The 15,397-nt window shown below is 40.7% G+C and carries 10 protein-coding genes, 1 pseudogene and 1 riboswitch; of the genes and pseudogenes, 2 read left to right on the plus strand and 9 right to left on the minus strand.

Annotation, left to right across the window (positions count from 1 at the left end; translation table 11 throughout):
• Nucleotides 1-517 precede the first annotated feature (517 nt).
• The 6 genes from guaA to ACH0BF_RS24245 form a co-directional block, all read right to left on the minus strand.
• Nucleotides 518-2,071 carry a glutamine-hydrolyzing GMP synthase gene (gene guaA, locus ACH0BF_RS24220; protein ID WP_120036168.1) on the minus strand — a complete coding sequence of 518 codons (1,554 nt, stop codon included), beginning with the start codon at nt 2,069-2,071 and terminating at the stop codon, nt 518-520.
• Between the two features lie 97 nt (nt 2,072-2,168).
• Nucleotides 2,169-2,270, minus strand: a riboswitch (purine riboswitch).
• A 704-nt stretch (nt 2,271-2,974) separates the two neighbouring features.
• Nucleotides 2,975-4,651, minus strand: coding sequence for a M20/M25/M40 family metallo-hydrolase (locus ACH0BF_RS24225; RefSeq protein ID WP_340851239.1), 1,677 nt, complete (start codon nt 4,649-4,651; stop codon nt 2,975-2,977).
• 74 nt (nt 4,652-4,725) lie between these two features.
• Complete coding sequence (locus ACH0BF_RS24230) at nt 4,726-6,108, minus strand: alanine/glycine:cation symporter family protein (RefSeq protein WP_406910454.1); 1,383 nt, start codon at nt 6,106-6,108, stop codon at nt 4,726-4,728.
• Between the two features lie 36 nt (nt 6,109-6,144).
• The gene (locus tag ACH0BF_RS24235) at nt 6,145-6,297 is read right to left on the minus strand and encodes a hypothetical protein (protein WP_406910455.1); all 153 of its coding nucleotides are present in this window, start codon (nt 6,295-6,297) and stop codon (nt 6,145-6,147) included.
• Between the two features lie 91 nt (nt 6,298-6,388).
• Nucleotides 6,389-7,216: an ammonia-dependent NAD(+) synthetase gene (gene nadE, locus ACH0BF_RS24240; protein ID WP_120036165.1), complete on the minus strand. Its 828-nt coding sequence runs from the start codon at nt 7,214-7,216 to the stop codon at nt 6,389-6,391.
• Complete coding sequence (locus tag ACH0BF_RS24245) at nt 7,213-8,649, minus strand: nicotinate phosphoribosyltransferase (RefSeq protein ID WP_406910458.1); 1,437 nt, start codon at nt 8,647-8,649, stop codon at nt 7,213-7,215. The genes nadE and ACH0BF_RS24245 overlap by 4 nt, the downstream gene beginning before the upstream one ends.
• 276 nt (nt 8,650-8,925) lie before the next feature.
• Between ACH0BF_RS24245 and ACH0BF_RS24250 the strand changes: the two genes are divergently transcribed.
• On the plus strand, nt 8,926-9,378 hold the full coding sequence (locus ACH0BF_RS24250) for a hypothetical protein (protein WP_406910456.1): 453 nt from the start codon (nt 8,926-8,928) through the stop codon (nt 9,376-9,378).
• Between the two features lie 94 nt (nt 9,379-9,472).
• Here the strand turns inward: ACH0BF_RS24250 and ltaS are convergent, their stop codons facing one another.
• From ltaS to ACH0BF_RS24265, 3 genes and pseudogenes are all read right to left on the minus strand, one after another.
• Entirely contained in the window at nt 9,473-11,386 is a 1,914-nt protein-coding gene (gene ltaS / locus ACH0BF_RS24255; RefSeq protein WP_120038090.1) for a lipoteichoic acid synthase, read from the minus strand.
• A 358-nt stretch (nt 11,387-11,744) separates the two neighbouring features.
• Nucleotides 11,745-12,191 (minus strand): CBO0543 family protein, encoded by a 447-nt coding sequence (locus tag ACH0BF_RS24260; protein WP_406910457.1) that lies wholly within the window; start codon nt 12,189-12,191, stop codon nt 11,745-11,747.
• A pseudogene (locus tag ACH0BF_RS24265) lies at nt 12,124-13,281 on the minus strand (DUF2515 family protein). Before ACH0BF_RS24265 ends, ACH0BF_RS24260 begins: the two are co-directional and overlap by 68 nt.
• Nucleotides 13,282-13,381: 100 nt before the next feature.
• On the opposite strand from ACH0BF_RS24265, the gene shc reads away from it, so the two are divergent.
• Nucleotides 13,382-15,259, plus strand: a complete 1,878-nt coding sequence (gene shc / locus ACH0BF_RS24270; RefSeq protein WP_406910459.1) for a squalene--hopene cyclase — start codon at nt 13,382-13,384, stop codon at nt 15,257-15,259.
• The last annotated feature ends 138 nt before the right edge of the window (nt 15,260-15,397 follow it).

Raw genomic sequence — 15,397 nt, forward strand, 5'->3', positions numbered from 1 at the left:
GTTTGACTTGCTCATGTTTTAAAAATAAGAATTAACTTACTGGCATGTATTTTGTTCAGTTTTCAAAGATCAATTTTAACCGCTGCTCAATAGCAATTTTATTATCTTACCACATTCACTTCTTCTTGTCAAAGTTTTTTAAAACTTTTTTCTGAGAAGTTATCATGCTGTGTCCCTGTGGATTTTCAGTTACTTCCATTGGCGACTCTTAATACTATACCAGCTCTATTAAACATCGTCAACATTTTTTAAAAATAAATTTACTCTCTCTTATACTTAACCATTCTCAGATACATGACATCACTCTTTTCCATAAGGTTAGAGTTGTTTCTTCCCCAAAAAACAAAAGCACTTCGGACATTTTGTCCGAAGTGCAGCTAAGGTATCAAATGACAAAGAAATATCCAAATATCTGTTGCCTTTGTAAGCAGGCGGCTTGTGACCACTAATATCTCCAAGCTCACACAAAGAAAACACACAAATTTACTTCCTTCTCATTTGTATAGTTTGCTTAAACTTATTCCCACTCAATTGTAGCAGGCGGCTTGCTCGTAACATCATACACCACGCGGTTAACATGTGGGACTTCGTTAACGATACGCGTTGAAATCTTTTCAAGCACATCCCAAGGAATTCTTGCCCAGTCAGAAGTCATGCCATCAATAGACGTAACTGCGCGAATACCAATTGTATAATCGTACGTGCGGGCATCGCCCATTACTCCTACACTGCGGATGTCCGGCAGCACAGTGAAGTATTGCCAAATCTCCCTTTCAAGACCGTTCAGGCGTACTTCTTCACGTAAGATCGCATCAGATTCACGTACAATCTCGAGCTTCTCTTCAGTAATTTCACCAAGAACACGAATACCTAGTCCAGGTCCTGGGAATGGCTGCCGCCAAACAATGTGATCTGGAATACCAAGCTCTGTTCCAAGAGCGCGAACCTCGTCTTTGAATAAGGTATTTAAAGGCTCAATCAATTTAAATTGCATGTCCTCAGGCAGTCCGCCAACATTATGGTGAGACTTGATTGTTTGCGCTGTTGCTGTACCACTCTCAATAATGTCTGTATAAAGGGTACCTTGAGCTAAAAACTCAATGCCTTCCAGCTTAGTAGCTTCATCATCGAATACATAAATAAATTCATTACCAATGATTTTACGCTTTTGTTCAGGGTCAGACACACCTTTTAATTTATTCAGGAAGCGGTCCTTAGCATCCACTTTAATAACGTTCATATGAAAACCTTGAGCGAATGTTTCCATAACGCTGTCGGCTTCGCCTTTTCGCAACAGTCCATGATCCACAAAAATACATGTTAACTGATCGCCAATGGCTTTATGAATCAGCACAGCTACGACAGAAGAGTCCACACCACCGCTTAGTGCGCAGAGTACTTTCTTATCGCCGACTACCTGACGAATTTTCTCCATTTCGACTTCAATAAAGTTCTCCATCGACCAGTCGCCACTGCAACCGCATGCTTCAAACACAAAATTTTTCAAAAGCTCAATGCCGTATACAGAGTGCTTCACTTCCGGATGGAATTGCACGGCGTAAAGCTTCTTCTCTTCATTGCTCATCGAAGCGATCGGGCAAGAAGGGTTCACGGCATCAACCGAAAAGCCTTCAGGTGCAGCTGTAACTAAATCACCATGGCTCATCCAGACAACTTGTTCTGCTGGCAGTCCTTTATAGAGTGCAGTTTCATTTTTCACTTGAATGGCTGCTTTTCCATACTCACGGTGTGAAGCAGGCTCTACTTTGCCGCCAAAATGTTTCGTCATTAACTGCATGCCATAACAAATACCAAAAATCGGGATATTTAATTCGAAGATTTTTTCATCACAATGAAATGCGTTTTCTGAGTAAACGCTATTTGGTCCGCCGGAAAAGATAATGCCTTTCGGGTTCATTTCCTTTACTTCTTCTGCAGTGATTGTATGCGGATGAAGCTCGCTATACACACCAAACTCCCGAATACGACGGGTGATTAATTGATTGTATTGACTGCCAAAATCTAAAACAAGGATCATTTCCTGGTTATGTAATTCCGGTTTTCCTGCCACTCTTTCCACTCCTCTATTGTGCAATAAGATACTGCTCGATGTACATAAAATAAAAACTAGAATCCTTTCAGCGCTGAAAGCAGAATTCTAGTTGTTTACAAAAAGAATCTGCCCTCATAGTCCAATCATTTACGGTGATTTAGTAGAAACTTTCGACCCATATTGTCGAAAATATATGAAGGAGAAATCGATTATTCGAGCTAATTTGACCTCATTTTATATCTATCAACCACAGCGGTCAAGCTGTTCTGTTGTTAATTAAATATTCAGTAAAAAACACACTTAGGATGTAACCGCTTTTGTGGCTCCCCGATTCCAACTGATTAAAAAGGTCCTTTAAACAGATGGGCACATTGATTCTTCTGCATTGATTGCAGTCAAAATAAGATCGAGAACCACGAGGTCCCTAACACTCCAGATTAGCAATTACCGAAGAACAATCTCCTCGCCAAATGCTTCTGTTCCATATTCTCTAACGGGCCAGAGCCAACGCCGTATCCCGCAAGACCACTAAAATAGTGGTCACCCTAAAGAGAAACACTGCCTTCTTTTGATAAAATAACTTTTTCACTTATTGTGGTCATTGCTTTATAGTTCATTAAAGCCAAGATCGATAAAAGAAGCAGCGGTTTGTTTATGATGGCAGCTGTAATAAATAGCTCGGCAAGTACAAAAGAATAAAAAAAACATTCTTCCATAGCAGCTGCATAACAGATTGGGTCGATACATCTATTAGGGTGCCCAAAATTAAATTTCCAAGCATAGAAGAAACAATCATTGCATAATAATCTACAAGCCATTCATCTGACTTGTTTTAATTATTATACTATAACGAAAAGCCAGGACTCCTCTATGGATGCCTACATCAAATCCAGAAGGAAGAGCCTGGCTTTTATTCATTCTTTAATTTACTTTTACAGGTACATGGTTCAGCAAACTGATTGTTGTTTCTCTAATGAGCTTAGGCAAAACACCAAACGAGTATGGCTTATAGACTCTTTCCGTCCACTTATGACCATCTTTTCCGTATACGCCCATATTAATAGAAGGGATGTTTAAGCGGCGGATCTCTTCGACCGGAAGCGTGTACAGCCCACCGAGACTCGGCAAGTTATTTAATAAGCTCTGTAACTCTTCATTCGTTTCATGAATGGATAGATAACTGCCGTCCGCTAAGTAAGGGAAGAATTTCTTCACTTCAAAATTCTCACCGCTCTCCTGCTTGGCCTCAGCTAAAACATTTTTTATCGTTTTCAAAATAGCTTGTTCCGCAGGATTATCTTCTCTCAAAAAGTTATGCGGTAAATATGGAGGAGCAAAGAACAAGACCACTCGCGGCTTCTTTTTAGGGTCCAGTTCATTCAGCACTTCCACAATCTTGAAGGAAATCATTCTTACATCAAGCATCTTATGCTCTTCCGTCACTTTTGCGCACACTTTCTCTACATCAATTCCCCTATTTTTTAAATCTCGGCTATACTCCTCAAGTGACACCACCTCGATATCCCAGTTTAAATTTTTCCGGGGCAGGCCTGAACGGTTCAAGTATTCTTCATATTGGTTCGACAAATATTGTGTAATTTCCTGACAGGCCTCAGCAGTAATTTGGCGAAGCTTTTTCATCACATCAGCCGCAGAATCACGATATAAGAAGTAATTGAAATATAAATAGCTGCTCGTTGCTGTTTGTACATTGTATGTGAACTTATTATCTCGCTGGAAGAGACATGTTGGCGGCAGCACCATTTCATCAGGAATGTTTTCACACAGCTCCACATTATTGTGAATTCTTCTCGTTAGTTCAGCCGCAATGAAATTCGGGTCTACCCCTTGCAACGTGTCTCCTACATGTGCTTCTCTTCCATAAATATAAAAGCTCGGCAGTATTTTCCCGGCTGCCCCTGTGTAAATGTATCTCGTTGTGTCGCCATCATACTGCGGAGTGATAAAATCATTGTTAATAGCGGCTACGTACTCTAAATCCCATTCGTTTTTCAGTCTCTCAAGTTCAAAAACCGCACTTTTCACGCCGGCATGCTGGCTTTCTTCATCAGGATTAAACATGACAAGCAGGTTTCCTGGAAGCTCCTCTCGATGTTCTGAAAAGTAAAGAAGATTGGCTAAATGAACCGCTGCTCCACTTTGCATATCAACCGATCCGCGCCCAAACATCCAGTCTCCGGAACAGGCATCTGCCTGAACATCCGGGTTTTGCTCAAATTCTTTGAAGAAATCTTGCAGATAATCCGGATCAAATGCATGGGCACGCAACGCACCAAAATCCTCAATCCCCACTGTATCAATATGAGCATGGTGAATAATGGTTTGTTTGGCATTCACTCCACCTTTGATAAAAGCGAAGACATTCTTCCTATTCAGTGCATCATCAACGGCTGTCTGTTCCCAAACAAGCGCTGGATTCTGCTGAAAATATGGATAAGAACGCAAAATACCTAAGATCGCATCTGCCACTGCTACTTCACCGTTCTCTGAACCATTCACACTAGGAATACCCACTAACGTTTTAGTTAATTTTTCTACCTGTTCTTCTATAGATAAATGTTTTAATTCACCATACATAACGATCAACCTCTCTCTGATGTTTTCAAAGCCCGTATTGCTTTCAATTACTTTCCTACAAGGACTTTATAGTTCTATGCTGAACGTCTCTTTTGCTTATTCTGACCTTTTTTAATATATCGCTGAATATAATCTTTTGTAACCTCTTTTACTTCTCCACTTAAGAATAACAGAGCCACTATATTTGGTAAAACAATCATGGCGAGCATTAAATCAAGGAACTGCCAAATAACCTTTAATCCCCCTACCGCTCCGGCAAGAATAGCAGCTAAATAAACAAAACGCATAATCTTGGAAAACTTTAGACCAAATAAATATTCTGCCTGTTTTTCTCCATAAAACACGATGACTACAACCGTTGAAAGCACAAAGAAGAATAAGCAGATGGAAATAAGTGTTCCAGCGATGCCTTCTCCCACCACATTAGACAGGGCTGTTACAACCATTGTAGATGCTTTATCTGCCGGAATTTCCTGCCAGGCACCAGATGTTAAAACAACTAAAGCTGTCATTGTACAAACGACAAGTGTATCAATAATGACTTCAAAGATGCCCCACAAACCTTGCTTAGCTGGATGTTCTGTTTTCGCTGCTGCATGGGCGATTGAAGCCGTCCCCATCCCTGCTTCATTTGAATAAATTCCACGGGCCAGCCCCCAGCGGATTGCAGCTGCCACTCCAGCACCCGCGAATCCTCCAGCAGCTGAGGTAGGCGTAAAAGCAGATTTAAATATTAATGTGAAGGCAGCAGGAATTTCAGTTACATTAGCACCTAACACAATAAAAGCGCTTACTAAATAAACACCAACCATTAAAGGGATAAACTTTTCTGTAACAGAACCGATACGTTTAATCCCACCGAGTGTAACTAATCCTACTAATAGGAGGACAATAACCCCCGTTACAATTGGCGGAAGGTTAAATGCAGATTCAACTGTTTGAGACAAGGAATTTGATTGAACCATCGTACTTGCCATAATTTCAAGCATTAAGAAGAAGGCAAAGAACATAGCTACAGGCTTCCAACCGAGACCTTTCTCAATATAATGCATGGGCCCGCCAGTCCATTCTCCCTCTTCGTTTTTTGTGCGATACTTTACTCCAAGCACTACTTCAGAATATTTAGAGGCCATTCCAATCATGGCTACAACCCACATCCAGAAAACAGCTCCTGGCCCTCCTAAAGCGATCGCTACTGGAACACCCACTATATTAGCTGCCCCTATTGTAGAAGCAAGAGCAGAGGTCGTTGCTTGAAAAGGAGTAACCGAGCCCGGCGCATCATTCTTTACAAACATTTTCCCAAATGTTTCTTTCAACACATGTGGAAGATAACGAAACTGAAAAAAACCTAAACGGACCGTTAAAAAAAGGCCTCCTCCCAAAAGCAATAACATCATCGGAAGACCCCAAATCCAATTTGTCACTAAAGCTACTAGTTCTTCAAAGTTCTTCATATCGTGCCCCCTAGCAATAATCTATGTTGTCAATTTTTATTCACCCTCTTCTCCTTCCCTCCTGAAAATAATAGGTAAAAAGAGATAAATGATGAATATATATCCAATTATAGAATATTTATTACAGAAAGAAAGCGCTTTTATTTTTTGCGCAAAATGCGCTTGCGGTATAGAATACAAAACCAACATTCTTCTCGCTCTCCTCCTAAATAAGGATAGCCCCTTACAGCGCTTGAAATGAAAAAGCATTGGAGAATTAATTCTCCAATGCTTTTTAGCTTTATTTCCAAAAGTCATCAAAAATGTTAATCGGCAAATGCCGCTTATGTTGTGAATTCAAATATAATTGTTCAATCCGCTCTCTGGCCGCTTCTGGCACCTCTTTTCCTTCCAGATAATCATCAATGTATTCATATGATACACCGAGAGCCGTTTCATCAGGAAGCAGCGGGCGCTCATCCTCCAAATCAGCTGTCGGCACTTTGGTATATAAGTGCTCTGGACAATTCAAAGCTTTGAGCATTTGTCGGCCCTGCCTCTTATTTAAACGATAGAGCGGAACAAGGTCAGCTCCGCCATCACCATATTTAGTGAAGAAACCAGTAATTGCCTCAGCCGCATGGTCAGTCCCAAGAACGACACTATGTCTCATAGCAGCAACGCTATACTGGGCTTTCATCCGCTCACGGGCTTTTTCATTTCCTTTTGCAAAATCAGACAGCTCGATCCCCGCTGCCTTTAACGCTTGTTCACTTGCGTCTACCGCCGGCTTAATATTGATAGCAAGAATTTCGTCAGGTTGGATAAAATCAAGGGCATCTTGACAATCATCCTCATCTTTTTGAACACCGCTTGGAAGCCGCACGGCATAAAACTTGTACTCGTCCGAGCCCGTCTCCTTTTTCAACTCATCAACCGCCATCTGTGCTAATTTTCCAGCCAGCGTAGAATCTTGTCCTCCTGAAATGCCAAGGACGAAGCCTTTTAGAAAAGAATACTTTCGTAAATATGCTTTCATAAAATCAATACTTTTTCTAATTTCTTCCTGCGGATCAATGACCGGCTTTACTTTCAATTCTTCGATAATCTTCTTTTGTAAATCTGTCACTCTTTTCTCTCCTCCTCAAGTTGACCCTGTTTCAGTCTTTTTTCTGTTTTTTCCTTCACTTCTTGAATAAGCTCCATTTTATTATTCCAGCATTTTTCACTCAAGTCGACTGGATAAGCTTCCGGATTTAAAATTCGTTTGTACTCATCCCACAGAAGATCCAGATTGCTCTGCAAATACTGGCGGATACTAGTTAGCTCTGGAAGTTCATAGACAAGTTCACCATTTAGAAAAATGTCTTCATGCAAATCCCGCGCTTCAAAATTAGTGACGAACTTAGAGATATACGTATGTACAGGATGGAACATTTTGATCTTCTCCTGTTCATACGGCTTTTCTTCTTCAAGGGCAATATAGTCCCCCTCCGACTTGCCACTCACCCGGCTGATAATCCGGTATACGCGTTTTTTCCCTGGAGTGGACACTTTCTCAGGATTGCCGGAGATTTTAATGGTATCTTCCATTTTCTTGTTCTCATTTTCAATGGATACTAGTTTGTAGACTGCTCCTAGAGCCGGCTGGTCAAAAGCTGTAATTACTTTTGTACCGATCCCCCACGTATCAATTTTAGCTTCCTGTGCCTTCAAGTTTAAAATGGTATGTTCATCCAAATCATTAGAAGCAACTATTTTTGTATGCTGGAAACCGGCATCATCTAGCTGCTTTCTTGCTTCTTTCGATAAATAAGCGAGATCCCCACTATCGAGACGGATGCCTGCAAAGTGAATTTGACTGCCCATCTCCTTTGCCACTCGAATAGCATTGGGTACGCCCGATTTTAGCGTATCGTAAGTATCAACTAGAAACACACAGTTTTTATGGGATTCTGCATATTTACGAAAAGCGGTATATTCATCACGATAAGCTTGAACCATTGAATGCGCATGGGTGCCTGCCAGCGGAATGCCAAACAGCTTGCCGGCACGCACATTGCTTGTAGCATCAAATCCGGCAATATATGTGGCACGCGTTCCCCAAACGGCAGCATCCATTTCCTGCGCCCGCCTTGTACCGAATTCCATCACTACATCATTACCACATACGGTTTTGATTCGGGCGGCCTTTGTTGCAATCAATGTTTGAAAGTTAATGATATTTAATAAGGCAGTTTCGATTAACTGTGCTTCAATAAGTGGGGCTTCCACTCGAATGAGTGGTTCATTGGCAAACACAATCTCTCCTTCCTTCATGGAGCGGAGGCTGCCTGTAAACTTTAATTTTTGTAAATACTGAAGAAATACCTCCTCATATTCCCCAATGCTGCGCAGATAATCAATATCACTGTCCGTAAATTGAAGGTCTCTCAGATAAGCAATCACACGCTCTAATCCTGCAAATACAGCATACCCATTTTCAAATGGCATTTTTCTAAAAAACAAATCAAATAATGCCTTTCTTTCATGAGTGCCATCTTTCCAATAAGTATAAGCCATATTAATTTGATACAGATCTGTATGCAACGATAAACTGTCATCTGTAAATGGACTAGTCAAATTCATCTCCCCTTTATCCGTTATGTTACCACGTTTCCCGCTTCTTCAATCTTTATACCGCCCTTTTCCGCCTTTCATTTGTCAGCCGTCCCAAACATTGATATTCTTGAAAGCAATACTTCATACTTTTTTTATTCAGCTTCACCTGAATAAGTCTCTCCCAAAGAAAAATGGGTATAAGACTAGTACAAAAACTAAAGGGAGAAGAGAATCAACATGAATGAAAAGCTACTAATATGCTGGAACGGGCTGGAAGAAGGCTCTGGAGGCGAAAAATTCATTGAGCAGCTAAAACAATCATTCCAAGATAAAAAAGTAAAGCAATTAATTAAACATGCCAAAAGCCTTTATAAAACAGACTTGCCTGAACTACAACCACCTGCCTATTCTTTTTCCGTTATACATGATAATCTGCCAATGGATGGAGATTCTGATTTTAACCCGGTCGAAACCGACGGATTTGTTATATACGAAGGAAAAGGAAAGGATTATAAAGAGTTCTTAATCGCTGTAAATACAATATTGTCCCTTATTCAACTGTCGACTGAGAAGTGTATTTTTATTATTAAAATCGCCGCAGAGCTTAAATATGTAAATAGAGAAGTAGGTACAAGATTCATTAATGATCTCGCTGAAGAGGTATTTCTATATTCAAAGAAGAAAAAATAAAACGATTCCGGTCACTAGGCCGGAATCGTTTATTTTCATGAGAAGGCTCTGGTTTTGCCTGGAAGCCAGGTGCTAAGACTTCTCGAAAGATAAATTATTCAGCTTCTGCTGCTTCCGCATTTTCATCCGTGCGATGTGTATAATCGTAATCGGAAGGATTTACGGGCTGGAAGCCATTTGGAGTGTAAAAGCGGAGTAAATCTTCATTCAGCACTTTATCTGAGAGCCGAAGCTTTTTCTCCACGATTTCTGCCTCTTTCTTTATTTCGTCTGTTGCTTCTATTTCTTCTCCAGTAGCTGTGTTGTAATATTTATCTTTAATAGACGTTACATCCTTGCTGATAAAGTCTCCATTACGGAATGGAACGACTCCATTATGATGCGGTGACAATAAGTCCGTCCCCATCTGCACATATTGTTTCGTATCAATTCCTAGCAAATGAAGGACCGTCGGCAGCAGGTCAACCTGTCCACCGTATTGATGCTGCACTCCGCCTTTAACGCCAGGTACATGAATAAACAATGGCACCCTTTGCAGCTGAGCATTTTCAAATTTATCTACTTCTTTATTCATTACAATAGACATGGCTTTATTATGGTTATCAGAAATACCATAGTGATCACCGTACATAATAATTACGGAATTATCATATAGCCCCGATTTTTTCAGGTAATCAATAAATCCTTTTACTGATTCATCCAAGTATCTGGCTGTTTGGAAGTAACCATCAACCGAACGATCTCCCGTGTGATGAGGTTCAATCGTTGCTTCCTCTTGATTCATCGGAAACGGGAAGTGGTTCGACAATGTGATAAACTTCGCGTAAAATGGCTGTTTCAACGTTTGGAGCAACGGGATAGATTCCTCGAAGAACGGCTTGTCCTTCAACCCGTAATTCAATACATCTTCCTCGTTCATATCATAATAACTGGAGTCAAAAAATTTGTTAAATCCTAATGATTTATAAATTTCATCACGGTTCCAGAAAGATTTTTTATTGCCATGGAATACCGCAGATGTATATCCCTGCTGTCCTAAGATCGCTGGTGCTGCCTGGTACGTGTTATGCCCTTTCATAGAAAAAGCTGATCCTTGCGGCAGTCCGAACAACGAATTTTCTAGCATAAACTCAGCATCTGACGTTTTTCCCTGCCCTGTTTGATGGAAGAAGTTATCAAAGTAAAATGTATTTTGATCATGGGCCAGTGAATTTAGAAACGGAGTTACCTCTTTTCCATTCAGCTTGTAATCAACGATAAAGTTTTGCAGAGACTCCAAGTGAATGTAAATGACATTCTTTCCTTTCGCCTTGCCAAAATATTGCGGATTCGGCTCTGCATAAAGCGACTTCGTAAAGTTAACCACTTCTGTAGTGTCACTGCTATCAGCTAATGCTCTCTGCGTGGACGCTTTAGAGCTTTGAACCGCATCATAAATTGTATAGTTGTACATTCCTAAATATTTCACAAGATAGTTACGGTCAAATGTTCTTGTTAGCAGCTGCGGCCGATCCGATTCAGCAAGTCCAAGGTTGACTACGAAAAGGATAACAGCCGTTAAAAAAACGGCCCCTACTTGGCGGCTCTTTAATCTCACCGGTTCAGGCTTCACATACTTAGAGAACATAAGCACAATTAAAATAATCGTATCAAGAAAATAAATAAAGTCATACGGATTTAGCAAAGCACCAATGCTTTTCCCCAAATCGCCGGCATTATCCGTCTGGGTAAGTGTCGGTAGCGTAATAAAATCAGTAAAGAAACGATAGTATACAATATTGGCATAAAGCAGAAAAGATAATAAGAAATCAATGACAATCATCCATATAAAGGATCTTCTCCCTTTTGCAAAAAGAGCAAAAGCTAGAAAGAGTACAGCAGAGCTTATCGGATTAATAAATAACAAGAATTTCTGCATGACATTATCAATGCCAAGATCAAACTCTATTTGATACGCTGCATATGTTTTCAACCAAAGGAGAATGACTGCCAATGAAAAGAAAACCATCGGCTTGCTAAGAGAAAACAAATTCTTATTTATTGCTTTCTTCACTTCATTTTCACCCCTGTTCTATCTAAATATCATTATATAATATGCACTATGTTAGTCGAAACTTTGGCTCACGAAATAAAAATGAACATAATAAATAATAGGGACAGTGGGTGAAAAAGTCAACTATGACATACATGGGAATGACCTGACCCCTTTTACTTTTTCTTCATTTTCTCACTTGTTTTAACAGCTGCCTACTAAAAAATAAACCTTTTTAATTTTGAGAGATTCCTACTCTCGCAAGGAAAAAAAGAGCCCACACCTCTTCCTTGCTTGGCCTCCCTTCTTCTGGAAATGACTCTTATGTTTGTCTTTACTTTTCTTTTGATCTTTTAAAGATCCCCCAAATAAGAACGAGAAATAAGTAGTAACCAAAGAAAGAATAACCGTGATTCCATCCATTGCTATGCTTAAATAATCCCCATAATTCTGATGCTTTCTCAACCACCGGCATGATTAAACTGACAAACAAGATAAAAAAAGCTCTTCCCCATTTTCTCATTTTATTCATCAGGAACAGGAACATCCCAGTAAAAAGCGGTAGAACGAAAAGAGTAAAGGCTACGTTTATAGGAAAAATATCAGGAAAAGGACGAAGTGGAAATTCATATAGATTTCTTCCAACAAAGTAAAGATCGAGATAAGTGCCCATCCATGATGCAGCAATCACAGCCGGAAAATACGGAGCCGCCTTAAGTAAAAATGGCCTTTTTCGCAATAGCTGCCAACTCAAGCCTTTCAAGTGTTTTACAGTATTCATTCATAATCTCTCCATCTATCATTTCATTTTCTTTTCCCAAGTAGGCAATTACATCTATACAATCAAACCAATCTCCTACCTCCGCCGGGGAATGTTCAGCATTTTTCCAGGCAAATTCAAGCTTTGGGCTATATAGTCGGGGCTCTCCTTTTCTCAATTGACAGCCCTTCAACCTTTTTGTCAGTCTTGCTCCTGGTATTCCTTCGTTAATATCATTAAAAATGTGCGGCCAATAATCCTTCCGCGTACCGGTATGACGGTTGCGAATCGCTCAATCAAACATCTTTTCGAGTAGAGTTTTATCTTGAAAAAGCAAACGATATAAGCGCTTTCCTACCCTAATCCGTTCATGTAAAGAGTCGAAGTGATGAAGCGTTACACCTACAAGTTCGGCTTTCTCTACTGACGATCCATCCATATAAAAAGGAAAGAGAAGATGATTAAAAGAAAAAAGATCTTGCACTGCAAACTCTAATGTTTGAAAGACCTGCTTTTGAAATAATGACTTCTGCATAACTCTTTTTTCTAGATAGTTTTGTTCATTTACGATGAGAGCAACAGCAAGAAGGACGCGATCCTCCTTTTTCCAATAATGATTCCAGACTACCTCCATAAATACAGATACGTTCAAGTACGGCAGCAGATAAAACATATTTTTATTTTCCCTTTTGCTTTCCATAAATAATAAAAGCTGCGGATAGGCATCCTGAAAAATAAGCCAGTTGCCCCTTTCCAAAAAACTAAAAAACATATGTCTTTTCTCTTTATTAAGAAGACGGGCATGCAGCTCTCCTTGTAAATCCGTCATGTTCCATCCCCCATTTCTGGATACCATATGTCCGAGGAATGCCCAATGGATTTCTGGATACAGACAGTAAAAGTCCAGATAAGCTTTCGTTCTTGTAATGTTATTGGCATTCAACTGGGACGTTTTCAAGCGGATTTTCTGTAAAAGCTGCTGATCCTTCCTCGGCAGGCTCACCTCACCAGGCATCGGAATCTCTTTAAGCTTTGTCTTTAAATCTTTCCTAAGATCAACAAGATTTGCCGGCAGCGACGGTTTCTCCTCCTGCTTCTTTGAGAAAAAAATGATCGGTCACCTCCGTAATTATTCAGTTCTAAAGAATTCTTTTTTTATAGACGAATATGTATAGAGAAAACTGCTCTTATGTGAGGGGGATGGCACTTTGATGAAGTCTCGGACAAAAGACTTAATCCGTCCAATTGTTGACCGGCTCAAACAATCCCAAACACCCGATGGTTCATGGGATTATCCCTTTGAAACTGGTATCTCAACCGATGCCTACATGATTATTTTATTAAGGACATTAGAAATAAATGATGAAGACTTAATTCGTGGATTAGCCAATCGGATCATGAGCAAACAAGAAGACAATGGAGCCTGGAAGCTTTTTCATGATGAGAAGGATGGGAATGTCACAATAACTGTTGAAGCCTACTATGCTCTGCTTTATTCCGGTTATTATCAAAAAGAAGATCAACGGCTGCAAGCAGCAAAACAATTCATCCTCGCAAAAGGCGGAATCGAAAAATCACACATGCTGACGAAGACCATGCTGGCTTTAACCGGTCAATATCGGTGGCCTTCTTGCTTTCCAATTCCAATTGAACTAGTTCTTCTACCGTTGTCTTTTCCGATCAACCTCTATGATTTCTCTGTATTTGGCCGAGCCAACCTCATACCTATCATGATTTTATCAAACAAAAAATACAGTAAAAGAACAAAGAAGAGTCCAGATCTTTCCGACTTATTTACTTCCAGATCCGATGGTTCTTTCCATTGGCCGGAAACACGTGGAACCAAAAAACTTTGTTCGATGGTTGAACAGGAAGTAAAGCGTCTAATCGGCTTTCCTCACTATATACGCTCCTTAGCTATGCAAAGGGCCAAACAATACATGATTGATCACATTGAACCGGACGGAACGCTTTACAGTTATTTCAGCTCTACCTTCCTCATGATATTTGCCTTGCTGTCTCTTGGGCATAAGAAAGGGGAGTCGGTTATTATAGAGGCGATCAATGGCTTACACGCAATGAAATGTACAATTAACGGTCACCCTCACATTCAGTACACGACAGCAACCGTGTGGAATACAGCTTTGATTAGCTATGCTCTGCAAGAAGCTGGTGTTCCCTCATCTGACTTGACCATTAAAAAGGCGAGTAAATACTTAATCAGGCGCCAGCAATATAAATACGGCGACTGGGCGTTTCATAACCCCCAAGCTTTTCCCGGCGGTTGGGGATTTTCAGACATCAACACAATGAACCCCGACGTAGATGATACAACCGCCGCCTTAAGAGCGCTCTCGCGACTCGTGAGACGTTCCTCTACTGTCCGTCAAGCATGGGAAAAAGGCGTTCAGTGGACCGCATCGATGCAAAATAAGGATGGCGGTTGGCCTGCTTTTGAAAAAAACACAGACAAAAAATTATTGAATCTGCTGCCAATTGAAGGTGGCCGCTTTCTGCTAACCGACCCGAGCAGCGCAGACCTGACCGGAAGGACCCTTGAGTTTCTTGGCAGCTATACAAATTTACGCAAAAACCACCATCTAATCAAACGAGGAGTGGACTGGCTTTTACATCATCAGGAAGAAGACGGCTCGTGGTATGGCCGGTGGGGAATCTGCTATATTTATGGCACGTGGGCAGCTGTTACCGGAATGACGGCTGTCGGGATAAGTCCCCATACCTCTTCTATTCAGAAGGCGGTCAACTGGCTATGCCGGATTCAAAACAAGGATGGCGGCTGGGGCGAGTCTTGCGTAAGTGACAGCGAAAACACATATATTCCTCTGCACGCAAGCACTTTAACCCATACATCCTGGGCTCTGGATGCCCTCATTTCAACCGCTGACCAGCCCACACCGGAAATCCAGGCTGGAGTCTCTTACCTGCTCGCTTCTTATGATAAAAGGGACTGGACAATGGATTACCCTGCCGGACAGGGAATGGCTGGCAGCTTCTACATTCACTACCATGGTTATCGCTATATCTTTCCTCTTTTGGCTTTGGCCCATTATAAAAGAAAATTTGAGTGATCGAGGTAAAGAGATCCATACACTTTTCAACCATTTAGGGCTGTCTCTTTGCAGAGACAGCCCTCAGACTGTAGACAAACTCAATGAAATTCTAGAGTTTGTCTACAGTCCTTTTTATTTTGCTTGTGAATGGGGGCT

Source organism: Pseudobacillus sp. 179-B 2D1 NHS (genome assembly GCF_045370945.1).
In the GTDB taxonomy this organism is placed as follows: domain Bacteria; phylum Bacillota; class Bacilli; order Bacillales; family Domibacillaceae; genus Pseudobacillus.